Genomic DNA, 24436 nt, shown 5'->3' on the forward strand with positions numbered 1-24436 from the left:
GAGGACATATTAGAACGCGCGGAATCCGAGCGCGCCCTCGGTATACTAATCCCGGCTAATCTTCAAAAGAATGTTGCGTCGGCGCGCGATGCACTCGGCTCAACATCTCCGAGAGGTCCGCGCCGTCGAGGACCTCATTGTCCTTGAGGAAATCAGCCATCTCTTCGAGAAGATCCCGGTTTTTCTCCAGAATAGCAACGGTGCGCTCGAAGAGCTCTGCGATTAATTGATGGACCTCCTGGTCGATATGCAGCGCGGTTTGCTCGGAATAGGCGCGCGGGCCCATGAACCCGAGCGCGCCGGCGTTGTCGTCGGCGTAGCTGACGTTGCCAAGCGTGGCGCTCATGCCGTAGTCGCGCACCATGCGCCGGGCGATGTCGGTGACACGTTGCAGGTCATTGGAGGCGCCGGTGGAGACGTCGCCGAAGACGATCTGCTCGGCGGCGCGCCCGCCCAAGAGCCCGCAGATGCGGTCGCGCAGCTCGTTTCGGGTCATCAAGTTACGGTCCTCGAGCGGCACCTGGAGCGTATAGCCCAGCGCAGCCGCCCCGCGCGCCACGATGCTGACCTTATGAACCGGGTCGGCCTCGTCGAGGGCGCCGGCGACGATGGCGTGGCCGGATTCGTGGTAGGCGACGATATTCTTCTCTTTGTCGTTGATGCGCCGGCTCTTGCGCTCAAGCCCCGCGATCACCCGCTCGACGGCCTCCTGGAAGTCCTCAAGCTCGACGAATTGCTTGTCTTTACGCGCGGCGAGCAAGGCCGCCTCGTTGACCACGTTGGCCAGGTCTGCGCCGACAAACCCGGGCGTTTGACCGGCGACGACCCGCAGGTCGAGGTCCGGCGACGTCACGATTCCCCGCGCGTGGACCTCGAGGATGGCCAGGCGACCGCGCTTATCGGGAGCGTCGACCACCACCTGGCGGTCAAAGCGCCCCGGGCGCAGCAAGGCGGGGTCCAGAATCTCGGGGCGGTTGGTCGCCGACAATAAGATGACGCCGCTGCGCGAGTCGAAGCCGTCCATCTCGACCAGCAAGGCGTTCAGGGTTTGCTCGCGCTCGTCATTGCCCTGCATGCCGCCCGAGCCGCGCTTTTTGCCGATGGCGTCGAGCTCATCGACGAAGATAATGCAGGGCGCGTTGGCCTGGGCCTGCTCAAAGAGGTCGCGCACGCGCGCCGCCCCGACGCCAACGAACATCTCGACGAAATCCGAGCCGCTCAGGTTAAAGAACGGCACCTTCGCCTCGCCGGCGACCGCGCGGGCGATGAGGGTCTTGCCGGTGCCGGGCGGCCCGATGAGCAGCACGCCCTTGGGGACTTTGCCGCCGAGGCGGGTGTATTTCTTGGGCTCCTGCAAGAACCCGACGATTTCGGCGAGTTCAGCCTTGGCCTCGTCGCAGCCGGCGACGTCCTCAAAGCTCACGCCGATGCCCTCTTCTTTATAGATCTTGGCGCGGCTCTTTCCGAATTGCATGGCCGGGGAGTTCGGGCCGGTCATGCCGCCCATGCGGCGCAGGAAAAAGCTCCACACCAGGAAGAGAAAGAGCATCGGCATGATCCAAATAAAGACCCCTGCCCCCTCACATCCCCAATCGGCGTCGACGTTGACCTGGACGCCTTGGGCATCCAATAGGGGCATCAAATCGGGGTCCTCTTTGACCGGAACCACCCGCCAGACCTCGAATTTCCCCCCGCGGCTGGGCGCCAACTCCGCGCCCTCTTCGGGGGCGCCGTCGGCTGCGCCGGCCTTGCCCTGACCGGCGGCGTCCTCCTGCGCCTGGCGCAGCACTTCGTCGATGGGCGTGGCGACAATAAGGCGTTGCTGCTCCTTAAAGCGCACCGCCTTCACCTCGCCGGCGCTCACGCGCTCCTTAAACTCGCTATAACTCAGGTCACGCCCCACGGGCTCCTGAATCTGGCGGTAGACCAGCGTCGCGCCCAGGATCACCAGCAGGAGCACCCAGACCCAGCGCCCCGACAGCAGCCCGGGCGTCGACCCCGGATCATCCGGGTTTGGAGAAGGGTTGGGGCCGGGAGGCGGGTTCGATTGCTCATCAAAAGGCTTGCTCATCCTCAACTCCATACGAAAATAGTGAGACCGTCGCACCCAAACTCGATGCACCATTCAATAGAAAAAGCGTTCGCGATGCGGTTTGAGTCACCGGTGTGCCGCCTCGGCCCGGCGTGAAATCGATAGCGCGTATATCCCGGAGAACTTAGGATCGGCGCGCGGTGAGTCAACGCGGTCTCCCCGCCGGGCTTGAGCGAGGTTGCGGTTGAAACCCGCACCAATTGCGCGCATCATGGGCGCCACGCGCCCTCGCCCGGCTCGTGGACGGCTGAATCATCGAGCGCCGCGGCGAGCACCCCACAGCGCGATGCGTCGCGTTAAATAAGACCAGTGGATTGGATATTATCATGCGCCCAAGAACCCTCCAAACGATGACCCAAATGATGTGCCCATGGACGTGGCCTGCACCCCGGCGGGCGCGGCGCGGCGCGGGTCTTCGCGCGCTCGGCCTGGTCTCGGCGATCCTATTGAGCGGATGCGTCGTGCCCAGCGACTCCGAGTTCACCATCGCGGGCATCGCCCAGCACCAGGAGTGCATGGCGAACGCCTCGCCGGTTCGCCCCGTTGCGAACATCGCGCGCATCCAGGCTGACGGGATCGGGCTGTTCTTTCAGACCGATGCCCGCCGCCCAAGCGCGGGCGACTCGATCTACCTGCAGGTCTACCAGCCAGAACACGTGCGAGAGCGCCTCGGTGAGCCCATCGAGTTGGCCGATCCCCGCGAATTAAAAGACGGCGACCACACCTTCGACACACCGCCTGTGATGCGCGGCGCGGCGTTTTTTGCCCAAAGCTGCCCCGACCTCTCCGAGTCTTTCGGGCTATTGGGCACGGTTATTTTTGAGGAATTAGGCGAGAAGAACGGCGAGCAAATCCGCGGAGAGTTGCGCGACGCCCAGATTATTAGTCTGCGCGACAACACCGTGGTCGCCACCGACCTCAACGGCCAGTGGGATTTCACGGTCAACCTTAACCGCCCGGGGCAATATTTCCCTAATTACCCCCAGGGGTACCCGGATGGTCGGCTTCCATAAATTTTGAAGGGCTAGAAGGCATAAAAAATCCCGCAGCGAGCGCTGCGGGATTTCTTATTTCATTCACACGTCAGTGGCTCAAGCGTTTTTGGCCGCGTTGAGACGCTGATTGACGCGCGAGATCTTGCGAGCTGCGCGAGCCTTCGGAATGACGCCTTTGGAGACGGCACGGTTATAAACCGACTCGACCTTGGCGGCAGCGGTGCTGGCGGCGTCGATGTCGCCTTCAGCCAGGGTCTTCTCAAAGCTGCGCGCGCAGTTGGTCAGACGGGTACGGATATCTTTGTTGCGCAGGCGGCGCTTCGCGTTCTGTCGTACCCGCTTTTTAGCAGAATCATGTGTTGGCACAATAAACTCCTGTTTTCACAAAATTAAGTGAGGTTTGATTTATGTTTAAAAATGAATCGGATAACAATGGTATTTCTCCCAGATACGCGACGCGTCAGCGGTATCATATTCAAATGACTCCACGTCTGGGACGCGCTTACTTAGCACCGCCGTTTTTACAGGTCAAGCCATGAACCGCACTCGACGCCCCGACACTCGCCCCGGTTGCAATGGCCGATAGCGATGCGCTAAGTTTAGCCGGAAGAAACGCTAGCGGCCTTTTCGTGAAGTTTAGCGACTGGGCTGGAGCGACCAGAAACTCATATTCGCACCATAATATTATTAATATCGCGCGATACCCGATCGTCTTTGCGATCGGCGACGCCGCCCCAATTACCGCGTCTGGCGCCAAAAATTCTCCTGGCGCCCTCTTTAAGGTTTGTACCATGAATTATCACCCAACATCACGCAATCGTTTTATCGGCCTCGCTCTCGCCGCCGCGCTTGGCGCGACGGCCAGCCTTACGGGCTGCCAGGAGGTCAATCAGCCCACCACCACGCTGACCCAGGCGCAGTGGAAAGAGGTCAAAGCCCAACTGCTGGACGAAGCCCCGGACCCCCAATATCCGATCGGGGCGCAATTTGACGATAAGATTGAGCTGATCGGCTTCGACATCGACGCCCCGCTGGTCGCCGGCAAACCCGCGACCTTCACCTGGTATTGGAAGGCGCTCAAAGACATCGACGATAATTGGAAGGTGTTCGTGCACTTCGACTCCTCCGAGGAGTCCTACCGCCAGAACCTGGACCACCACCCGCTGGGCGGGTTGTACCAGACCGGGCGCTGGAAAGAGGGACAGATCATCAAGGACGTCCAGAAGGTCACGATCAGCGCGGACTTCCCGAACGGTCAGGCCTCGCCCTATATCGGCTTCTTCAAGGGCGACCAACGCCTGCCGATCAAAAATAGCGTCAAGAAAACCCAGGACCGCCGGGTCATCGGGCCGGCGGTTAAGGTTCAAAACACCAACCGAAAGCCGAAGGCCGCGGGCGGACCGCTCCCCAACTATGTCGTCACACAGGTCGAGGATAAGGCGTTGGAGTCGCTTAAGATCGACGGCAAATTGGACGAAGCGTTTTGGAGCGAGGTGAAGCCGCTGTCGCTGCAGCCCCTGGGCAATTCGCCCGACCTCAAGAGCGAAGTGCGCGTGGTGCGCGGCCCGGACTACCTGCTGATCGGCGCGACCCTGCCCGACGAGCATGTCTGGAGCAAGCTCGACAAGCGCGACGCGGACACCTGGACCGAAGAGGTCTTCGAGGTCTATATCGACTCGAACCGCGACGGCAAAAATTACCTGGAGTTGCAGATCAACCCGCTGGGTACGATCTTCGACGCCAAGTTCGACGAGCGTCTTGGCCGCGGCAAGGGCACCCGCGACGAGCAGATCAATCGCGCGCGCAGCTGGAATATGAAAGACCTTGAGACGGCGGTGTGGGTCGACGGCACGATCAACGACGACAGCGACAAAGATACGAAGTGGAGCGTCGAGATCAAGATGCCCTTCACCTCGATCCCCGGCATTGATGGCGCCCCGAGCGATGGCACCCAATGGGCGACCAACTTCTATCGCTACGACCGCCCGAGCGACAAAGCCACCCATACCTCCGCCTGGTCCAAACCCACGAGCGGAACCTTCCATCAGGTAGAGCGCTTCGGCACATTGAAATTCGGCGTGCCTGCGCCGGTGAGGGTGCCGACCAAACAATTAAAACTGCGCCAACTCAAACCGGCGACCCGCGAGAATGCGCCGCTCAAGATTAACCCCGAACAGCTACAACTCCTGCAAAAAACCGGGAAGGCGGTTAAGGCAGAATAAAAGGATTATGATTTGAAGTGCCCCCCGGGCTTTGGTATAAAGCTCGCAGAACTTCTTGCATAATTTAGCAGGGTCATCGCATTGATGACCCTCTATTTCTTTTTTCTACCTCACGCGGACGACGAATGGCGAGCGATAAACGCAAACAGAGTCTCTACTTTCCAGTCGAATATTTAGATGAGATTCGCGCGGAATCACTGCGCCAGGATCGCTCGATGTCTTGGGTCGTGCAGAAGGCATGGGAGTTGGCGCGCGAGACCATCACCCAATTTCCGTCGGCCAATGATTTTCTACCCGACGACCCGGCGGACGACGAATCATAAACCGGCGTCGAAGTTTATCGCTTTGAGACCACAACAGAAAAGCGGCCCCCACATCTTAGGATGTGGGGGCCGCTTTTCTTCTTGGCGCGAACCGACTCCTTTGCCGCGAACGAAGCGCCCGCTGTGCAGCAGGTTCGCTGGCGCCCCCCGACGCGCCAGCGGCGGTCGAGTGGGCGCGCGGTGCCCGGTCAGGGTGCCGGGTGCACCGCGATATTCTCGACCGACTCGGAGATGGTCAGGTCGCCGATCCAATCGTGGTCTTTGCCGTTTCGAAGCACGCGCCACAGGTCATAGTTTTGCTGGGCGAATTGCTCACGGTCCACGTTCGGGTTGGTCGCGGCGAAGGCGATATCATTGCCGTCCGGCGAGACCAGGGCCTCGAGGATATAGGGCGAGCAATTGGTGACGTCGGGCATGGCGTTGCCCTCATCCCAGCAAAGATTGGCGTCAAACCCGGTGTCGGGGTTGCCCCAGACGACGCTAAAATCTTTGGCGCGCGGGTTGATCTTAATGATATCGCTGTCGCCAACCATGCCCTCACTGGTGCAGTCGCGACGCGCCACGCCGTAGAGGTTTCCGGAGTTGTCAAAGCTGACCGGACCGTCAAATTTCGTGTAGTGATAGGTCGGGTCGTCGGCGCTCAGGTCACAGCCGCTTCGGGGGGTGTCGCCTGGCACAGCGCGCTGGTACGGCGTATCGGACAGGCCGACGGGTACACGCGCCGGGATACACTCCGACACCGACTCACCGCCGGGCTGGTAGCACTGATGAACGCCCCCGCAGTCGCTGTCGGAAGCACATTCTTCGCCAAGCGTCGCGAGGTTATCCAGGTCGAGGAAGTGGGCCGTCAACTCGATGACCGAGCAGAAGTTATTGGCGCCGCAAACCTTGACCGGGCCGGAGCAATCCGCCGCGGTTTCGCATTCTTGGTAGTCGTTCGGGGCGTTGACGACGAAGGCCAAAAGCTTGCCGTCCGGCGACACCGCGGTCGGCATGGTGGAGCCATAGTAACTACCGGCGCCGCCGGCATAATTCACACCATTGAGCGTATAAACCGACTCAAGCGCAGCGCTGGTGAAGGCGCCGACTTTAAGCTCGAGCGTGTCGAGGGTGGGGGTGAACGCGAACGCGACGTCGGCGTCCGGGTCGACGTGCCAGCCACCGGCGAGGCTGTCTTCGCCGCCGCCGACCATCGCGATCTCACGCTCTGAGCCGCCCGCGCCCAGCGAGAGGAAATACGAGGTGCCGCCCTTGTTATAGGTCAGGCCATTGCCCGCCGCGCTGATCGAGGTCACCCCGGTCGCGACCTGTGTTCCGGCGCCCTGGAGCTCAAAATTCTCAACCTCAACCGCGAAGAGATTCAAGCCCTGCGGGGCGTTCGGGTCGATCTCGGCCCAGGCGTAATATTTCATATCTTCGGTCAGCCAGCACCCGCGGTCGCAGGGGTGGTCGGCGTCGCCGAGTTGGTAGTCGGTGCCATCGGCGGTTGAGCGAACGTGCAGATATTTGGTCGACGCCGTCTTATTCTCGCGAATATAGGAGATATAATAGTCATCGGCGGTGACGACCTCTCCTTCCCCACCCCCGTCATTATTGGTGGTGGCGTCCGGCGAGTTATTATTGGAGCCGGTGGTCGGCGTGACGCACACCTGATCTCGGCAGACAAGACCCTGCTGACAATCCTTGCCGACGGTGCAACTCTCGCCCTCTTTTGCGCCCGCGTCCGAGTCGTCGGAGCAGCCCACGCCCAGGCTCAAGCAGCCCATCAATACACCCGCGTAGAGAGCCGATGTCGGCGCTCGAAGGGAAAATAGATTTCTCAAATCTGTCGATTTCATAGCGTAATCCAGCAATTTTCGTGTGTGAACCCATGCCCTCGACGGCGTCGAAGCGCGGATATCGTGATTTATCAGGAAATTAGTCAATCGGTGTCATGCATGACACGATTGTAATTCGTCGCCAAACACCTGCGACTATAGAAATGCAGGGGCTTCGAATCAAGCGGGAGTGGGCATAATCTCGCGAATCTGCGCCAGGGAAGGCGCGAGTATGCCCCGAAATCGAGGCCGGCAGGCGGGAAGTCGAAGCGGCGGCCTATTTTCGAACGGCGAGATAAACCACATAGCCGTCGCGCAGGACCTTCAGGCGCACGAATTGCCCCTCGACAATCGAATTAAGGGCGTTGTCGAATTCAGACGAGTCGGCGACTTCGGCGTTGCCGACCTCGATGATGACGTCTTTTCGGCGCAGCCCGGCGATATTGGCGGAGGAGCGGGTGCCGACCTTGGTGACCACGACGCCGCGGTGGCCCGAGGCGCCCAGTTCGTCGGCCAGGCTTCGGGTAAGCGGTTCGACCTCGACGCCAAATTCGGGGTGCAGGTTCGTCGAAGCCACCCTGGCCTGGCGGCCCGGAATCTTAGGAATCGTCTGGTCCGGCAATTTGCCCATCTTGACCGCGAGGGTGCGGCGCTCGCCGTCGCGCAAGACGTCGATGTCGACCACCCGCCCCGCCCCGGCGGTCGAGGAGAGCCAGCGTAGACTGACGCCGCTGTCCAGCGAGTCATTGTCAAAGCCCAGGACCACGTCCCCAACCTTGAGCCCGCCCCTGGCGGCGGGGCTCTCGGCGACGACCTCGGTCACCACCGCCCCGGTGGCCGACTCCAGGCCAAAGGAATTCGCCAGGCGCATGTCCAGCGGCTGAACCCGAACGCCGAGCCAACTGCGCACCACATAGCCGGTCTTGGCCAGGTGCGGCAGGATCGTCTTGACCACGCGGATGGGGATCGCAAAGCCGATGCCCTGGCCGTGTCGATTGATCGCGGTGTTTATTCCGATGACCTCGCCGCTCAGCGAGATGAGCGGCCCGCCCGAGTTGCCCGGGTTGATGGAGGCGTCGGTCTGAATAAAGTCGACATAATTTTCTTCTTGAATGCCGAGGTCTCGCCGGTCCAGGGCGCTGATAATCCCGGTGGTCACGGTATGACTGAGGCCCATGGGGTTGCCGATCGCCAGGACGTGCTCGCCGGCGCGCAGGTGGGCGCTGTCGCCCAGCGCGATGGCTTCGAGTTTTTGTTTGGCTTCAATCTTGAGCAGGGCCACGTCGGTCTGAGGGTCCACGCCGACGATATGCCCGTCGAATTCGCTCTTATCGAGCAGGCGCACCTTCACCTCGTCGGCCCCATTGACCACATGATAATTGGTTAAAATATAGCCGTCGGGGTGGATGATAAATCCACTGCCCTGGGCCAATCGGCGCGACTTTCGCTGGGGGGCGCCGAAGATCCCCGCGTGCGCGGAGCCGGCGTCATAGGTGACGATGAGGTTGACCACTGCGGGGCTGAGTTCGGCGGCCAGGTTGGCCAGGCTGGAGAATCGCAGCGGAGCGTCGGGGTCGATGCCGGGCTCGGCGCGCCCGTCAATCCACACCTTTTCGGGCGCCTCGGCGTTCGCCTGAGCCCGGGCAGGCGCGGCGAAAATCCCCTGTCCAACCAGGAGCGCTGCGCAGAGCATAAGGACGTGAACGGGGCGTGAAATCAGATTCATTTCGCGTTTCATCGGTGTCATTTCCCTCAGGCGCGCCAGGCAGATGTTAATATCTAGCGTCCCAAGCAAAATTGAAGCGCTATAGACATTACGGATAACGGGTAAAGAAGTGCCGGGGGGTAAAACAAATGAATCGGCCCCATTAATCCACGCCCTCTTCCCATGCTTGCACCGACTAAAGGTGTTCACCAATCGTGGGGGCGCAACGCCCGGACGTCGGGGCGTGGTATCTCCTCAAAGAACCTGCGCTGAGCGCACCGGGCTCATCAACTCAGCGGGCACCGAGCATATCAGCGTAGAGTTCGGCGAGCGTGTCGAGGTAGGCCATACAGGTGCTCTCCCTGATTGAGCGCCCCTGCGACCGCTCCATCACCGCCCCGCCGTGGATCGCGCCCAGAAAAGCAAGTGCAACCGCGCTAAAATCAACGTTTCGAATCACTCCGCGGCGATGCAGATTCGCAAGCCAATCGGCGACGGTTTCGATGATGGGCACCAGCGGAGAATTCTGCTCGCCATGGAGCAACTCGCTCGACACGATGCTCCATTGCATCGCGTACACGGTGCATATCGACTTGGGGAAAAACTCCAGTCCGACGCGCGCTACCTCACGCAGTTGGACGAGCAGCGGACGCTCGTCATCCGGCTGGGGAAGCTTCACGCCCCATTCCATTGTACTCAGCGGCTGAAGCGCCGCGACGACCAGGTTCGCTTTTCCGTCGAACCGCTTAAGCAATGCCTGAGCCGACACGTTCACCTGCTCGGCGATCGTCGAGGTCGGGACCTCCGGGCCGTACTCCAAAATACAGGCCCTCGCCGCCTCAATAATCTCTTCGTCTGACACCTTTTGGGGTCTCGCCATTTTTCTCACCACGGCAAAAGTTCTTTTTATTACAATTATTACGCTTCAATTAATCCAACCTTGAAGCGGCGCACGCCATGCAACCCATCGACCAGACAATTTTATTCACGATGGGCGAATAGATTCAGCAGCACTCCTAAAAACCCAAACCCGATAGCCACCTCGATATTGGCCCTCAGTATCCGGAGAACAGGCGAAGGGAGTGCGGTTTGCCCGACGCGCCCATCGAGTCGATGCGTTCATCGCAAGGAGTGTGGAACGTAGGCACCCGCCTCCGATCTACCATTGGGTGGCCTATGCTCTTTCCACACGATATTCAAACTCAGTTTCTTGCGCTCCTGCTTCGGTATGAAACACATGTATGCAAATCGGAGACAAATGAGCAACTCTGGCGATAAAATTTCTTTTTTATCGCCATGCGTGTCACCGAGATATGCACGCTAAACTTGCTCTGCGCAAACTCTCGGGTGATACTGGGGCGAATAGAATTCTACTTCATTGAGCAGATTCGTGTTTCCCCGGGCGTCAACTTAAGGTTTTTACGATGAATTTATTGGGTCAACGCATCTTCTTCGCCGGTGTCGCGGCGATCACAGTGGTCGGTCTCGCGTCACCCGTGGCCGCGCAACAAATCCATCGCTATGGCGAGGCGCCGGCGGGCTCCGCGGGCACCACGCAGGGCGTGTCGGCGCAGGGAGGGAGCGCTGCCAGCCCGACGTCCCCGGCGGCCCGACAGGACGGCCAAGCCAGCGAAGAGCCGGCGGGCCACTCCGGTGAGGTACGCATGTCCGCGGCGGGCCGCGTCAACAACCCGGGCGCCCGCCAGACCCTCGACCTCACGATCGACAAGCTCTATCGCGGCGTGATCCCGGGCATGCGCGACAGCGTCGCGCACCTGAGCCGGGCGCGCACCAAAGGCCAGGACGAGTCGAATCGCAATGAATTAACCTGGCTGGGGTTTGAGCCCACCGACGCCTACACCCGCGTGTTCTTCCAGACCGCGCGCAAGGCCGACTATAAGATCCTGCGCAAGCAGAACCCCGCGCAGGTCGAGATCACGCTAAATAATACCGAGATCGCCGCGCGCAATTTCAGCCGCTTCATTGACACGAGCTTTTTTGAGCGCAACGTCAAACGTGTTGAGACGACCAAGATCGACGCGTCGACCCTGAAGATCACCATCGAGTTGGGCAATTTTGTCCAACCCACCGTGCGTGAGTCCGACAATTATGTCTATTTTGACTTCCCAAATGACTCGGCGAAGTCGGCCGCGCCGACGCGCACCGAGTCCGCAGCCCCCCTTGATTGATTGATAGCCCACTAGACAAAAGGCGCCTCAATGAGGCGCCTTCGTCCCGGCGAGCCCTGCCCTATGAGAGATTAGGCGGGGCGCGCTTTTAGGCGAGCGAAACGCTCACGCAGTTTGGATAACTTGGGGTGCTCGGGGCTCAACGCCTCGATACGCGTGAGCGCTTCAAGGGCGAATTCAGGGTCCTCGATATTGAGGCCAAAGCGCATCAGTATGATGAAGACCTCGACGTTGTCGGGCTCCATGCTGGCCGCCCGGCGCAGATTCTCCTCGCAGGCTTCGACCACCAGGGGGTCATTGTTGCGCAATTTATATCGCGCGTAATGAAGGTAGGCGAGCAGAATTCCGCGGGTGGGGTCATGGTCCACCGCCCGGTGCAGGCAGTCTTCGGCGGCGTTCAAATCCCCCAGGCGCAAATACGTCAGCCCATCGCGGAAATAGATATCCCCTAAATGCACGCAATCATCATCGTGGGCCGGGACCACGAAGCCTGGCAGGTTCTGGGAGGCTCGCCTTGCATCAACCATCGCATTCTCTCTTCCGTTAATCGCCACCATCGCGCGGCTCAGCGCGCTGCGAATCTCCTGCGCCCGCACGGTCAACTCCGGGTCATCGAAGCGCCGAAAATTCTCCACCCGATAGAAGCGCTCGTATCGCTCAAAGCGCTCACGCACCAATTGAATGTCGCAATTCGGCGCCAGATTCATCACGCCATAGGGGTCGCGGGTCTGCGAAATCCGCTCGAAATCCGCCTCGACCATCGCGCGGATTTCGGCAGCGCGCTCATTGCTTCGCGAGGATTTGAAAGAATCGCTCATAGTTGCAAAACTGGGTATAGAGTTCCACTTGGGCGTCATGCGCCGAAGCGCCTACGAATGAGGTCCACGAAATTTTAAAGTAGGCAAACGTCCTGACCTGAGACTAGACGGGATCACCAAAAGGAGCAACCGCGATTGACGCGGCGCGCGACTTTGTGTTGGCCCGTTGGCGGCTTCGTGCTAGGCATCGGCTCCCCGGAGCGCATGATTTTCGGCGCGCTCTACTCGCTCAAACTCCGCTCCTCATCGATTCAAATTATGTCCCCAAAAGATCAAGATCTGAACGCGCCCAAAACCCACGGCGACGCCGATTATTCCGCCCGCTCCGCGCAGGAGTCGGTGGACCTCGACCGGGTCGATGCCTATGATTACGAGCTGCCCGAGGAGCTGATCGCCGCGCATCCATCCGCCCGGCGAAGCGGCTCGCGCCTGCTGGTCGCCACCCGCGATGGGAGCTCTTTGGCGCACCGAAACTTCGGGGATCTATTGGCGTATTTAAAGCCCGGCGACCTGCTGGTCTTCAATAATACCCGCGTGATTCCGGCGCGGGTGATGACCCATAAGAGCAGCGGCGGCGCGGTCGAATTGTTGATCTTGGACGTGGTCGACCCGGTCGACAGCGAGCTCGACACGCCCTCGGCAGACGCCGACGCGCGCAGCAGCGAGCGCTGGACGCGCCCTGCGGGCGCGGGCGGAAAGGTCGCGTTTCGCTGCATGACCCGCAGCTCCAGGCGCCTGCGCCCGGGCATGGAATTGAGCGCCGACCAGGCCGCCCTTCCCCCCTTCGTGGTGCGCGAATACGCCGCCGGCCACGCCCTGGTCGAAGTCGCGTGGGAAGACTCCGCGGTCGCCCTGCTTGAGCAAGCCGGCCAGATGCCGCTGCCGCCCTATATTGTAAAGCGGCGCAAAGACATGGGCGAGGCCGAGACGGCCACCGCCGCGGACCAGAAGCGCTACCAAACCGTCTACGCCGCCAAACCCGGCGCGGTCGCCGCTCCCACCGCGGGGCTGCACTTTAGCGATGCGCTCTTCGAGGAGCTCGACGCGCTCGGCGTGCAGCGCGCGTTTGTGACGCTGCAGGTCGGTGCGGGCACCTTCAAGCCGATCTCGGCCGAGCGCCTCTCCGAGCACGAGATGCACTCGGAGGAATATGAGATCTCGGCGGAGTTGGCCGAGGCCATCGCGCGCACCCGCGCCGCTGGCGGGCGCGTCATCGCCGTGGGCACCACCAGCGCGCGCGCGCTGGAGGCCGAAGCTCGCCGCCAGACGCCCTTTGAGCCCGGACTTCGGCGCACCGATATTTTTCTATTTCCCGGCGAGCCCTTTAAGGTGTGCGACGCCCTCATCACCAACTTCCACCTGCCCCGCTCTACCCTGCTCGCCCTGGTCGCGGCCTTCGCTGGCTACGACTTCATGTGCGAGATCTACCGCAGCGCGGTGGCCGAAAAATACCGATTCTACAGCTACGGCGACTCGGTCTTTATCCGCTAAGACGCGCATCCGACTCACCCCGCTTATCCCATTATCTTTACACGTTCAGCGAAGTTCCCATGGCCATAAAATGCGAAACATTCTCGTTTGAAGTTCAAGCTCAGGACGGCACGGCGCGCGCCGGGCGGATCGAAACCGCCCACGGGAGCATCGAGACGCCGATCTTTATGCCCGTGGGCACCCAGGGGACCGTCAAATCGTTGACCCCGGAGGATCTGCGCGACGAGATCGAGGCGCAGATCATCCTGGGCAACACCTACCACCTCTATCTTCGCCCGGGGCTCGACGTCATTAAGAAGCACGGCGGGCTGCACCAATTTATGAATTGGAACCACCCGATCCTGACCGACTCGGGCGGCTACCAGGTGTTTAGCCTCAAAGACCTGCGCAAGATCAAAGAAGAGGGCGTGCTGTTTCAGGACCATATCGGCGGGGCCAAACACCTCTTCACCCCCGAGAAGGTCATCGAGATCCAGGAGACCCTGGGCAGCGATATCATGATGGCGTTTGACGAGTGCCCGGAGCTTCCCTGCACCGAGGACTATATGCAAAAGAGCATGGCGCGCACCACGCGCTGGGCCAAGCGCTGCCTGGAGGCGCGCACCCGCCCGGACTGCGCGCTCTTCGGCATCATCCAGGGCGGCACCAGCGAGAAGCTGCGCAAGCTGCACGCCGACGAGCTGTGCAAGCTGCCCTTCGACGGCTTCGCCATCGGCGGGCTGAGCGTGGGCGAGGCCAAGGATAAGATGTACGAGACGGTCGAGTTTACGACCCCGATGATGCCCGACGATAAGCCCAAATACCTGATGGGCGTGGGGAAACCCGACGACCTCATCGAGTGCATCGCCCGGGGCGTCGACATGTTCGACTGCGTGCTGCCGAGCCGCAATGCGCGAAACGGCCAATGCTTTACCCACAGCGGCGTGGTGAACATCCGAAACGCGGAATACGCCGAAGACATGGCCCCCATCGACCCGGATTGCGATTGCTATACCTGCAAAAATTACACGCGCTCCTATATTCGCCATCTCTATAAGGCCAAGGAAATCCTGTCGGCGCGCCTGTGCACCCTGCATAACCTGCATTATTTCCTCACCCTGGTCGGCCAGGCCCGCGAGGCGATCATTGAGGGGCGCTTCGAGCAATTCCGCCTGGATTATTACGCCGCCAAAGAAGACTGATCGGCGCCGCGCGGACGGCGCTCTCCCTGCCCATGGCGTCACCCCCGAGTTGCAATAAAGCGTCCTGATTCACCCCAAACCCTCCGGAGAAATCCGGAGGGTTTGGCGCTTCTTGAAGCGCCGCCCCTGTAATACGCGCTGCGCGGCCCCGAGTAATTGATTCGCTTATCTCAAAAAAATTTCACCTATGATTACGTTGAATTTTGATTTCATGTCATGAAGTACGTCCTAATCAACACACTAAAAATTGGACGAAATACTATGCGTGCCTCGACGCCGTACTCCAGCGTATTCGTTTGCCTTTCTCTGTCTTTGCTTGTGGCCTGCGGGGACGCGAAGGTGAACACCTCCGTGCTCGGGCCGAGCTCGGATAAAGACGTCGGAGAAAGCGATCCGGACACCTCGAATACGCCGGATGCCGGCGGTGAGGCCGACGTCGAAGACCCGGATACATCCAGCGCTTCGCAGATTGATTATCAACCCTGCGTGCTGGGCGAAGCCGCCCCGTGGGATGAATGCGCCGAGGAGGACATCTTTGACTTCGGCACGGTGTCATCGCACGACACCGTGATGCGACGCATGCGCATCGATAACCTGGGCGGCGCGCCGATTACGATCACCGGCGCCACCATCGACGACCCGAATTTCGAGATCGTCGCCCTCACCTACACCACGGACGACCCGCCCACCTCGAGCGAAGTCGCGTTCCCGGCCGAACTTCCCGCCGGTGAGTCGCTCTTTATCGAAGTCACCCTGAAGAATCTCAACGCGGGGCAAGCGCTCGTCTTCGAGGCGGACTCGCTCGAGCTCGAGATCGACACCGGCGCCGACACTCCCGAAACCGTCTCCGTCGAGCTCATCGGGGACTATGGAACGTGCGGGACGGGGTTCGCAAATTGCGACGATAACGTCGGCAACGGGTGCGAGGTCAACCTGAACGCGGACCCGCTGCATTGCGGCACCTGCCGCAACGCCTGCTCGGATGCAAACGGCGAGGCGGTGTGCGCGGGCGGGCAATGTGGAACGACCTGCAGCCCGGGGTTCGACAGCTGTGATAGCGATATCGCCACCGGGTGTGAGACCGATATCCAAACCGTCGACGATTGCGGCGGATGCGGCGTGACCTGCGAATTCGACAACGCCAGCGCCCAATGCAGCAGCGGCACCTGCGAGTTCGACGCCTGCGCCACCGGCTGGATGGACCTCAACGCCGACCTCAGCGATGGCTGCGAGTACGAGTGCACCTTTCAGAGCAACCACGACCTGCCCGATATCACCACCACCGACGCCAATTGCGACGGCATCGACGGGGACATCAGCCGGGGCATATTCGTGGCGACCACCGGCTCAGACACCACCGGCGCCGGCACCATGGCGTCTCCCTACCAGAGCATCGGCTACGCGCTCACCGTGGCGAGTCAGGTCAGCGGGCTGGACCACCTCTACGTCGCCGCTGGCGAGTACAACACCCAGCTTATCCTGTTTAACGGCATCTCGATCTACGGCGGATACGACCCATCAAACGCGTGGTCGCGCGATATCAACAACGTCACCCGCATCCATTATACCGGCGACAGCGGCCGAAAGATCGCGATGCGCGGCGAGAATATCACCTCGCCGACCACGCTGGGGATGCTCACGATCAGCACCAACGCGGTCACCAGCGACAATGGAAATAATACCGCGCTTCATTGCGTGAATTGCAGCGGGTTGATCCTGCAAAATAACAATTTCATCCCGGGCGATGCAGGCGATGGTATGTTCGTCGGTCCGCCCAACCCGGGCGGCGGAGCCGGAGGCGTCGGTGGCAACGGGCGGTATAGGAACAGCACACGCGGCGCGGGCGGTAGCGGCGGGTTATCAGGATGCGGGCGAAACGGGGGAAAAGGAGGCGCGGGCGGAGCTGCCCAGCTGGGACCTGCCTCGTGGGGACTCGCAGGCATGAGCGGTGTCTCCGCAACACCTGGTGGCGCTGGCACACCGGGAGTCCGCAAAAGCAATTACGGTGCCATCATTATCCCCCAACCGGGTAAACCCGGCGCTCATGGCGCTCCCGCGACCCACGGCCAACACGGCTCGGGCGGAAGCGGCGGCCAAGTGGTCAACGGCTTCTGGCAAGGCGTCAGCGGCGGAGACGCAACCGACGGCACCCACGGGAATGGTGGCGGCGGCGGCGGCGGCGGCGGCTGTGCTGGACGCGGCGGAAAGAAGGGCAGCTACGGCGGAAGCGCCTTCGGCCTCTTTCTGATCGACTCTACCGGCATCACCCTGTCAAATAACACGATTCTTGCTGGCAATGGTGGCAATGGTGGCGCAGGGACCAACGGAAGCAACGGCTCTCCAGGGGCGAGCGGTCGACCTGGCGGCATCTTCCAGGGTAATAACCTTCGAACCACAGGCGGCGCAGGCGGCAATGGCAGCAGCGGCGGCAACTCGTACGGAATCTTTACCCTCAACTCCGACCCCAACGGTATCCTGCCCGGCAACAATACGATCACCGCCGGTCAGCCCGGCGCGGGCGGAACCTCGCTCGGCAATCCCGGCGCAAACGGGGTCGCCCAGGCGTTTTAATCGCCTGACCTGACCCCCCGTGCCTCACCAAACCCCATCGGATAACTCCGGTGGGGTTTCTTCGGTTCGTGCCGCGCTGCCCCCCAAGCGTTGCGCCAAAATATAAACTGACGCGGATTTGCACGCGTGCGCGCACTCTAGTATATTTCAGGAAAGCACAACTTCTATACAAAATGGATGGCTAATATGCGTCACTTAAAGTCTTTCTCGAAATTAGTTATTTGCCTGTCGCTGCTCCTCGGGGTGGGCTGCGCGGAGTCCGGTATAGGCGACTCCACACAGCCCAACATTGAGGAGACTGACACCGCTCAAGAGACGCGCGACGCGGGCAGCGGGGATGCGTCGACGCCCGACCCCGAAGATATTGTCTCCCCCAGCGACGCCGCGGGTGACGGTGATGCAAGGGACGGCTCATCCCCGGATGACGCAGATATTCAGACGGATGGTGACACCGCGAGTGACGCTGGCGCCACGACGGTCGAGTATCTCGCGTGTGTGCTGGGCGAAGCGGAGCCCTGGAGCGAATGCGCGGACCCCGAGATCTTGGACTTCGGCACGGTCATGGCCGGCGACACCGTGGTGCGAAGCTTGCGCATCGATAATATGGGCGAGGCGGACCTGATGGTGACAGACGCCAGCATCGCGGACCCAAATTTCAGCATTCGCGCGCTCACCTTCACCCGGGACACCCCGCCCGACTCCGCCGAGGTCGCCCTCCCCGCGGCGCTGCTCGCCGGGGAGGCGCTGTTTATCGAGGTCAGCGTCAGCGGCACCGGCACCGGCTCCTCGCTTGAATTTGCCGCTCATATGCTCGAAATTCTGGTGGACGCCGGCGGCACCGACCCGGAAACGCTGTCCGTTGAGATCAGAGGCGGCTACGGAAATTGCGCGACCGGCTATTATGACTGCGACGGGGACGCGAGCAACGGCTGCGAGGTTCACCTGGACACCGACCCGCTCAACTGCGGCGCATGCGGCAGCGTGTGCGCGGCCGATAACGCCAGCTCGACCTGCGTCAGCGGCCAATGCGCGGTCGCCACATGCGACGCGGGCTTCGACGATTGCGACATGGACCCGAGCAACGGGTGCGAGGCCGAGCTCGACTCCATCGATGACTGCGGAAGCTGCGGCAATGTCTGCGGGTTTAATAACGCCAGCGCCCTGTGCGACGGCGGGGCCTGCGCGCTCGACGCCTGCGAGCCGGGCTTCGAGGACTGCAACGCCAACCAGGTCGACGGCTGTGAGGTCGACACCAATTCGAACCTGAGCAACTGCGGCGGCTGCGGCAATGTCTGCGCCCTGGCCCACGCCCAAACGCAATGTGTCGCGGGCGCCTGCGAGCTCGACACCTGCCTGGCCGGCTGGACCGACCTTAACGGCGACCCCAGCGACGGCTGCGAATACCAATGCACCTTCCAGAGCGCCAACGACGCCCCGGACGCCAACGGCGTCGACGCCAATTGCGACGGCATCGACGGCGACATCACCCGCGGCATCTTCGTGGCGACCACCGGGTCGGACTCCGCCGCGGGCACCATGAGCGCGCCGTTTGCGACCATTACCCGTGCGCTCACCGAGGCCAGTAGCGTCAGCGGCCTGGACCATATCTATGTGGCGACCGGGCAATACGACGGACAAATCCAACTTGTGAACGGCATCTCCATCTTCGGCGGCTACGACGCCACCGACAGCTGGCGTCGCAACGGCGGCGCGACCACGCGCATCTTCTATAACGGAAATGTCGGCCCAAAAATCGCGGTGCGCGGCGATACGATCTCCTCACCCACGACCCTCGGGATGCTCGACATCGCCACCGGCCCGGTGAACAGCGGCAATGGCAGCAACTACGCGCTTTACTGCAAAAACTGCACAAAATTGACGATTCAGAACTCCACGATCACCTCCGGCGCCGCCGGCAATGGTCAAAACGGCGTCAACGGTACGACGCCGGCAGATGGTCGCCCTGGCAATACGGGCGGCGCGGGCTCCTGCGACGGCTCCGGCTGGGGCTCTGGGGGCTCCGGCGGCACATCCTCCTGCGGCCGAAACGGCGGCAACGGCGGGCGCGGCGGCAGCGAAGGCAAAAATGATGGCTATACCGGCGGCACCGGCGCCATCGGCTCGTCCGGCGGCAGCAAGGGGCGCTCCAGCGGCGGCCACGGTGGCAATGGTGTCGGCGATCGCCATGGCACCCACGGAACCAGCGGCGCGGGCGGCGCCGGCGGCGCAGTGCTCGCCGGGTATTGGGCCGGCAACGACGGCCGAAACGGCACCATCGGCACGCACGGCCATGGCGGCGGTGGCGGCGGCGGCGGCGCGGGTCAAGGCGGCTGGAATGTGAACGACGGCTCCGGAAACGGCGGCGGCGGCGGCGGCGGCGGTGGCTGCGCGGGCACCGCCGGGACCGGCGGACAGGCCGGCGGAAGCTCCTTTGGCATCTTTTTGGTCAGCTCGACCGGGATCGTGCTGACCAATAACAGCATCACGTCGGGCAACGCCGGCAACGGCGGCCGCGGCGGGCAAGGCGCCCCGGGAAGCAGCGGCGGCGCCCCCGGCGCGGGCAACCGCTATTGTGACGACGAAGTCGGCGCCGGCGGGAACGGCGGCCGCGGTGGAAACGGCGGCAACGGCGGCCACGGTGGCGGCGGCGCAGGCGGCCACTCCTACGGCATCTACCGCGACAACACCCTGGTGAGCGGAACACTCCCGGGCACCAACACCATCATCACCGGCCAGCCCGGCAGCGGCGGCGCCTCCATGGGCCTCTCCGGCACCAACGGCTTCGCGGCAAGCTATTAATCACGCAGCCTCGGCTCAGGCATCTTCGCAAACGCGCTGACGCACTGACTCCGCCCTAAACGCCTCCGGATTCCTCCGGAGGCGTTTTTAGTGGCCCCAACAACCGCTCCCAACCTGCGAATCCCCCATCAAACCAATATATTGGAGAAAACCCACCTCCGAGGGTTGATTCGTTGCATGCACCATGCTCTTTAGCTAAGTTGAAAGCGTCATGCGCACACCATTTACCCAGTGAGCCATTTACGAAATGCGAACATTCATCCATAAATCAAAATTATCCCTCTTATTGTGTCTAACCCTGCTCTGCCTGATCGAAGTCGGTTGCGCAGAATCCGAGCTGGACACCCAGGTCAACGGTAACCTCTCGGACGCAGGCCATGGCGACGTCGAGCAGCCTGACGCCGACCCAAGTGACGCCGGGGCCGACGCCGAGCTGGGCGACTCGGGCAATGACGCCCAGGACGCGGACACACTCGAGGAGGAAGGCGAGGTCTCCTACGCGGCGTGCGTGATCGACGCGGCGGCGCCCTGGGAGGACGTCGCCTGGGGAGATTGCCAGGCCGAAACCACGCTGGACTTCGGCTTCGTCGCCGACGGCGCCACGCTGAGCCGTCTGGTGCGCATCGATAACCTGGGCACCGTCGATATTCGCCTCAACGAGGCGACCGTTCGCGACCCGAACTTCACGATTCAGCCCCGCCGCTACTCCACAGGAAGCGCGCCGGTGGCCACCGACACGAGCCTTCCGGATGACCTGGCCGCGGGCGAATCGTATTTCTTCGAGGTCAGCGTCTTCGGCTCGGGCACCGCGGGTGATTTCGCCTCGGACGCCCTCGAGATTTTGCTGCTGCCGGCGACCGCCAGCGCGCGCGAAACCCTGTCCATCCCGCTCACCGGCGCCTACGAGAGCTGCTCGGCCAACACCGCCGACTGTGACGGGAACCCGAGCAACGGGTGCGAGACCGATACGGGCTCAAGCCTGGACCACTGCGGCGGCTGCAATATCGCCTGCGAATTCCCCGGCGCCAGCGCAACCTGTGACGCCGGCGTGTGCGAGTTCCTAAAATGCGACCCCGACACCGTCGACCTCAACGGCGACGTCGCCGACGGCTGTGAGTGCACCATCACCGACACCACCGACATCCCCGACGCCGCCGGCGTCGACAGCAACTGCGACGGGTTCGACGGGGATCTTTCGCGCGGAATCTTCGTGGCGCCCACCGGCTCCGACGCCGCCGCGGGCACCCAGGCCGACCCGCTCAAGACCATCGCCAGCGCGCTGGCCATGGCCGGCAGCGCCAGCGGTCTCGACCATATCTACCTGGCCACCGGCCAATATAACGAGCAGGTCAACCTGGCCAACGGCGTCTCGATCTTCGGCGGCTATGACCCCGCCAACAACTGGACCCGCAGCGGCAGCCCGACCTCCAAAATCTTCTATGATGGCCCCGGCGAGCGCATCGCGGTGCGCGGCGTCGGCGTCACCCTTACGACCTACCTGGGTATGGTCGAAATCGTCACCGCCAACACGTCGGTGCCCGAGCAGAACAACTACGCGATGCATTGCAAAAATTGCACGAAGCTGATCATTCAGAACTCGAAGATCACCGCCGGAAACGCCGGCCCAGGCGTCGACGGCACCAACGGGCAATCTGGACTCGTGGCCTTTGGCGGCGGCCTGAAGGGAAGCGTGGGCGGCGACGGCGACCCGGACGGCTTCGGCTATGGCGCGGGCGGCAGCGGGGGCGCATCCGCGTGTGGCCGCAACGGCGGCGACGGCGGCCGCGGCGGGTACCGCGGAGATAACCCGGGCCAAAAAGGCAAGGTCGGCCTGCTGGGCTCGAACGGCGGCGACGGCGGCGACGGCGACGGCTCGACCTGGTTCCCCATCGGCGAAGATGGGTTCAACGGCGCCAATGGCGCGGTGGCGGCCAACGGGCAAAACGGCTCGGGCGGCTCCGGCGGACAGGTCACCAACGACTTCTGGACTGGCCGCGCGGGCGCCGACGGCAGCGACGCTGAGCATGGCAACGGCGGCGGTGGCGGCGGCGGCGGCGGCGGCCAGGGCGTGCCGCTGGACTCCTCGCTCAACGGCTCCGGCAACGGCGGCGGCGGGGGCGGCGGCGGTGGCTGCGGCGGGCTGAAAGGAACCGGCGGCACCGCCGGTGGCAGCTCCTTCGGGCTCTTCTTGGTGAACTCCACCGGCATCGTGCTCCACAGCAATACGATCACCGCAGGCAACGGCGGCAACGGCGGCAAGGGCGGCAGCGGCGGCAACGGCAGCAACGGCGCCCTGGGTGCGGCTGGCGGCCAGGTCTCCACGGACGAAGTTGGCGGCGGTGGCAAGGGCGGCAACGGCAGCAATGGCGGCGACGGCGGCCATGGCGGCGGCGGCGCGGGCGGCGTCTCCTACGGACTCTACCGCCAGAACACCACCGTCGACCTGCCCAATAGCAATATCATCAACGCCGGAAGCGGCGGCATTGGCGGCACCAGCGCCGGGAATAGCGGCTCCAATGGCATCGCAGCGCCCTACTAACCCTCGATCGTTTAGGCCCTGAGCGCACATCCTCCACGCCCCGGATATCCACGCGATATCCGGGGCGTTTTTGCGCGCTGCGCTTATAACGCCTCGACGCGTGCCAAGATTTAGAAGTCCAAGCAAACGTTGCGCAGAGTTGAAATTGAGCCGCCGGGGCGCCGCCCAGGTCGGCATGCGTTGCTGGGTTGACTAGAACACTGCTGGAGGGAGGATTTAGATGCGCATATTTGCACTGTCTGGCAGCGTGATGTTGGCTGGCCTCGCCCTTTTAGGAGCACTCCAAACCCCGCATAACCCGCATATCCCGGCGCCCTCGCCGCCGGCGGCATCACCGACCACCGAAGCCCAGCCTCCGCCCGCCGATGCCGCGCCCGCCGATGCCGCGCCCGCTTACGCCAAGATTCGCGCGCTCACCTACAATATCTTTATGCGCCCCGCCCCCGTAAATTGGCGCGACCGCAACGCCTGCCGGGCCCAGCGCATCGCCGACTACTTCAGCGATGACGCCCACGCCCACGATATCATCGTGCTCACCGAATCCTTCGAGCCCGCGTCGACCCAGATCCTCGCCAGGTCCACCGCGCAGACCTACCCTCATCAAATACTGAGCCAACCGCCAGCGCGCGGCCTTAGCATCAACGGGGGCGTGTCGATCCTGAGCCCGCACGCCATCGAGGATTGGGAGGCGGTCGCCTTTGAGCGGTGTCACGGGAAGTGGAATGACTGCCTGGCCACCAAGGGCTTCGTCTGGGCGCGCATACGCGTCTCGAAGAGCCTGAAATTCAATGTCCTCGCCACGCACCTGAACTCCGGCGGGGGCGCGGGGGCCCGCGCCACCCGACGCGCGCAACTGGCTCAGATCCGCGCCTTTCTCACCACGCACCCAAGCATCGCGCGCTGGCCGACGCTCCTGATGGGCGACCTCAATATCAATGGTCTGCGCTGGGAGGAGCCGACCCCGGGCGAAGATCGACTAAGCGAATACGCCGACGCGATGCTCTTCCTGGCAGGCGCATGTCCGCACTGCGACGCCCTGCCCGTCGACACCTACCGCGCAGCCCAGGCGCCCTGGCGCTATGATGAGCCCCAAACACGCGCCGCCAACACCTATAATTGCGTCGACGAATCGCTCCAGCCCTGCAAGAGCCCAAACGCCGCCGAACACTGGAAGCGCCGGCTTCGCCTCGACTATATTCTAGACTTCGGCGCCCCGCGCGACGCCCCGGCTCTCGAGACCCGAACGCTCGCCTCCGCGACCCTCGAGATGGCCGATGACTCGTGCGCCACCCAGTATTTATCCGACCATCGCGCCCTCGAAACCACCCTGGAGATGGGGCAATTTCCCCTGGCAAACGCCCAGTTGGATAGGCAGGACACCGCCCAAACTCCCTCGGAGGCATCCAAAGACGAGAAGGCTTCAAACTAAGCCAATCAGTACGCTCACTGCCTCCAACCACGCCGCCTTCGCGGCGTGTCTTTATTTCTTGGGAAGAAAACCACCCTCAAATCACTTGTATAGATATCCGGCGAGGCGACGACACGCCGACACGGCGCCCCAGCCTGGGCGACACACGAGCTGCGCGTTCGCAAGATAAATCGCCGGGGATGTTGCACCCGCCTCGCCAGAATGACAAACTACCTTCAGGCACGCACCGCCGCGGACCGCCTCTCCAAAGTGACCCAAGTGAGAG

Annotated in this window: 16 protein-coding genes; 10 read left to right on the plus strand and 6 right to left on the minus strand. The window is 62.5% G+C overall.

What is annotated here, in order from left to right; translation table 11 throughout:
* Window positions 1-55: 55 nt before the first annotated feature.
* Window positions 56-2071 (minus strand): ATP-dependent zinc metalloprotease FtsH, encoded by a 2016-nt coding sequence (gene ftsH / locus DN745_RS09790; RefSeq protein ID WP_162687575.1) that lies wholly within the window; start codon window positions 2069-2071, stop codon window positions 56-58.
* 380 nt (window positions 2072-2451) lie between these two features.
* On the opposite strand from ftsH, the gene DN745_RS09795 reads away from it, so the two are divergent.
* Window positions 2452-3105 carry a hypothetical protein gene (locus DN745_RS09795; protein ID WP_133621801.1) on the plus strand — a complete coding sequence of 218 codons (654 nt, stop codon included), beginning with the start codon at window positions 2452-2454 and terminating at the stop codon, window positions 3103-3105.
* A 78-nt stretch (window positions 3106-3183) separates the two neighbouring features.
* On the opposite strand, the gene rpsT is transcribed toward DN745_RS09795, so the two are convergent.
* Window positions 3184-3453, minus strand: coding sequence for a 30S ribosomal protein S20 (gene rpsT, locus DN745_RS09800; RefSeq protein WP_162687576.1), 270 nt, complete (start codon window positions 3451-3453; stop codon window positions 3184-3186).
* Between the two features lie 425 nt (window positions 3454-3878).
* Here rpsT and DN745_RS09805 point away from each other — a divergent pair, with 425 nt between their 5' ends.
* Window positions 3879-5309 carry a carbohydrate-binding family 9-like protein gene (locus tag DN745_RS09805; protein WP_162687577.1) on the plus strand — a complete coding sequence of 477 codons (1431 nt, stop codon included), beginning with the start codon at window positions 3879-3881 and terminating at the stop codon, window positions 5307-5309.
* Between the two features lie 125 nt (window positions 5310-5434).
* Window positions 5435-5632, plus strand: coding sequence for a TIGR04563 family protein (locus DN745_RS09810; RefSeq protein ID WP_111334420.1), 198 nt, complete (start codon window positions 5435-5437; stop codon window positions 5630-5632).
* 188 nt (window positions 5633-5820) lie between these two features.
* On the opposite strand, the gene DN745_RS09815 is transcribed toward DN745_RS09810, so the two are convergent.
* From DN745_RS09815 to DN745_RS09825, 3 genes are all read right to left on the minus strand, one after another.
* Window positions 5821-7470 carry a hypothetical protein gene (locus DN745_RS09815; RefSeq protein WP_133621800.1) on the minus strand — a complete coding sequence of 550 codons (1650 nt, stop codon included), beginning with the start codon at window positions 7468-7470 and terminating at the stop codon, window positions 5821-5823.
* Between the two features lie 256 nt (window positions 7471-7726).
* On the minus strand, window positions 7727-9175 hold the full coding sequence (locus DN745_RS09820) for a trypsin-like peptidase domain-containing protein (RefSeq protein WP_162687578.1): 1449 nt from the start codon (window positions 9173-9175) through the stop codon (window positions 7727-7729).
* Window positions 9176-9446: 271 nt separating this feature from the next.
* Window positions 9447-10034: a TetR/AcrR family transcriptional regulator gene (locus tag DN745_RS09825; RefSeq protein WP_111334426.1), complete on the minus strand. Its 588-nt coding sequence runs from the start codon at window positions 10032-10034 to the stop codon at window positions 9447-9449.
* Window positions 10035-10578: 544 nt separating this feature from the next.
* On the opposite strand from DN745_RS09825, the gene DN745_RS09830 reads away from it, so the two are divergent.
* Complete coding sequence (locus DN745_RS09830) at window positions 10579-11343, plus strand: AMIN domain-containing protein (RefSeq protein ID WP_111334428.1); 765 nt, start codon at window positions 10579-10581, stop codon at window positions 11341-11343.
* Window positions 11344-11414: 71 nt separating this feature from the next.
* Here DN745_RS09830 and DN745_RS09835 read toward each other — a convergent pair whose 3' ends face one another.
* Entirely contained in the window at window positions 11415-12161 is a 747-nt protein-coding gene (locus DN745_RS09835; protein ID WP_111334430.1) for a tetratricopeptide repeat protein, read from the minus strand.
* A gap of 258 nt (window positions 12162-12419) precedes the next feature.
* Between DN745_RS09835 and queA the strand changes: the two genes are divergently transcribed.
* From queA to DN745_RS09865, 6 genes are all read left to right on the plus strand, one after another.
* Entirely contained in the window at window positions 12420-13652 is a 1233-nt protein-coding gene (gene queA, locus DN745_RS09840; RefSeq protein WP_111337617.1) for a tRNA preQ1(34) S-adenosylmethionine ribosyltransferase-isomerase QueA, read from the plus strand.
* 59 nt (window positions 13653-13711) lie between these two features.
* Window positions 13712-14833, plus strand: coding sequence for a tRNA guanosine(34) transglycosylase Tgt (gene tgt / locus DN745_RS09845; RefSeq protein ID WP_111334432.1), 1122 nt, complete (start codon window positions 13712-13714; stop codon window positions 14831-14833).
* Between the two features lie 339 nt (window positions 14834-15172).
* On the plus strand, window positions 15173-17404 hold the full coding sequence (locus DN745_RS09850) for a hypothetical protein (RefSeq protein ID WP_133621799.1): 2232 nt from the start codon (window positions 15173-15175) through the stop codon (window positions 17402-17404).
* A 186-nt stretch (window positions 17405-17590) separates the two neighbouring features.
* The gene (locus DN745_RS09855; protein ID WP_133621798.1) at window positions 17591-20203 is read left to right on the plus strand and encodes a hypothetical protein; all 2613 of its coding nucleotides are present in this window, start codon (window positions 17591-17593) and stop codon (window positions 20201-20203) included.
* Window positions 20204-20450: 247 nt separating this feature from the next.
* On the plus strand, window positions 20451-22742 hold the full coding sequence (locus DN745_RS19320) for a hypothetical protein (protein WP_162687579.1): 2292 nt from the start codon (window positions 20451-20453) through the stop codon (window positions 22740-22742).
* 220 nt (window positions 22743-22962) lie between these two features.
* Window positions 22963-24171 (plus strand): endonuclease/exonuclease/phosphatase family protein, encoded by a 1209-nt coding sequence (locus DN745_RS09865; protein ID WP_133621797.1) that lies wholly within the window; start codon window positions 22963-22965, stop codon window positions 24169-24171.
* The last annotated feature ends 265 nt before the right edge of the window (window positions 24172-24436 follow it).

It is taken from the genome of Bradymonas sediminis, from assembly GCF_003258315.1.
GTDB classification, from domain to species: domain Bacteria; phylum Myxococcota_A; class Bradymonadia; order Bradymonadales; family Bradymonadaceae; genus Bradymonas; species Bradymonas sediminis.

What these genes read in the sequence shown, in the direction of transcription:
- ftsH (WP_162687575.1), bottom strand. Translation starts at nt 2,071, where the DNA reads ATGAGCAAGCCTTTTGATGAGCAATCGAACCCGCCTCCCGGCCCCAAC.
- DN745_RS09795 (WP_133621801.1), top strand. Translation starts at nt 2,452, where the DNA reads ATGATGTGCCCATGGACGTGGCCTGCACCCCGGCGGGCGCGGCGCGGC.
- DN745_RS09805 (WP_162687577.1), top strand. Translation starts at nt 3,879, where the DNA reads ATGAATTATCACCCAACATCACGCAATCGTTTTATCGGCCTCGCTCTC.
- DN745_RS09810 (WP_111334420.1), top strand. Translation starts at nt 5,435, where the DNA reads ATGGCGAGCGATAAACGCAAACAGAGTCTCTACTTTCCAGTCGAATAT.
- DN745_RS09815 (WP_133621800.1), bottom strand. Translation starts at nt 7,470, where the DNA reads ATGAAATCGACAGATTTGAGAAATCTATTTTCCCTTCGAGCGCCGACA.
- DN745_RS09820 (WP_162687578.1), bottom strand. Translation starts at nt 9,175, where the DNA reads ATGAATCTGATTTCACGCCCCGTTCACGTCCTTATGCTCTGCGCAGCG.
- DN745_RS09825 (WP_111334426.1), bottom strand. Translation starts at nt 10,034, where the DNA reads ATGGCGAGACCCCAAAAGGTGTCAGACGAAGAGATTATTGAGGCGGCG.
- DN745_RS09830 (WP_111334428.1), top strand. Translation starts at nt 10,579, where the DNA reads ATGAATTTATTGGGTCAACGCATCTTCTTCGCCGGTGTCGCGGCGATC.
- DN745_RS09835 (WP_111334430.1), bottom strand. Translation starts at nt 12,161, where the DNA reads ATGAGCGATTCTTTCAAATCCTCGCGAAGCAATGAGCGCGCTGCCGAA.
- queA (WP_111337617.1), top strand. Translation starts at nt 12,420, where the DNA reads ATGTCCCCAAAAGATCAAGATCTGAACGCGCCCAAAACCCACGGCGAC.
- tgt (WP_111334432.1), top strand. Translation starts at nt 13,712, where the DNA reads ATGGCCATAAAATGCGAAACATTCTCGTTTGAAGTTCAAGCTCAGGAC.
- DN745_RS09855 (WP_133621798.1), top strand. Translation starts at nt 17,591, where the DNA reads ATGCGTCACTTAAAGTCTTTCTCGAAATTAGTTATTTGCCTGTCGCTG.
- DN745_RS19320 (WP_162687579.1), top strand. Translation starts at nt 20,451, where the DNA reads ATGCGAACATTCATCCATAAATCAAAATTATCCCTCTTATTGTGTCTA.
- DN745_RS09865 (WP_133621797.1), top strand. Translation starts at nt 22,963, where the DNA reads ATGCGCATATTTGCACTGTCTGGCAGCGTGATGTTGGCTGGCCTCGCC.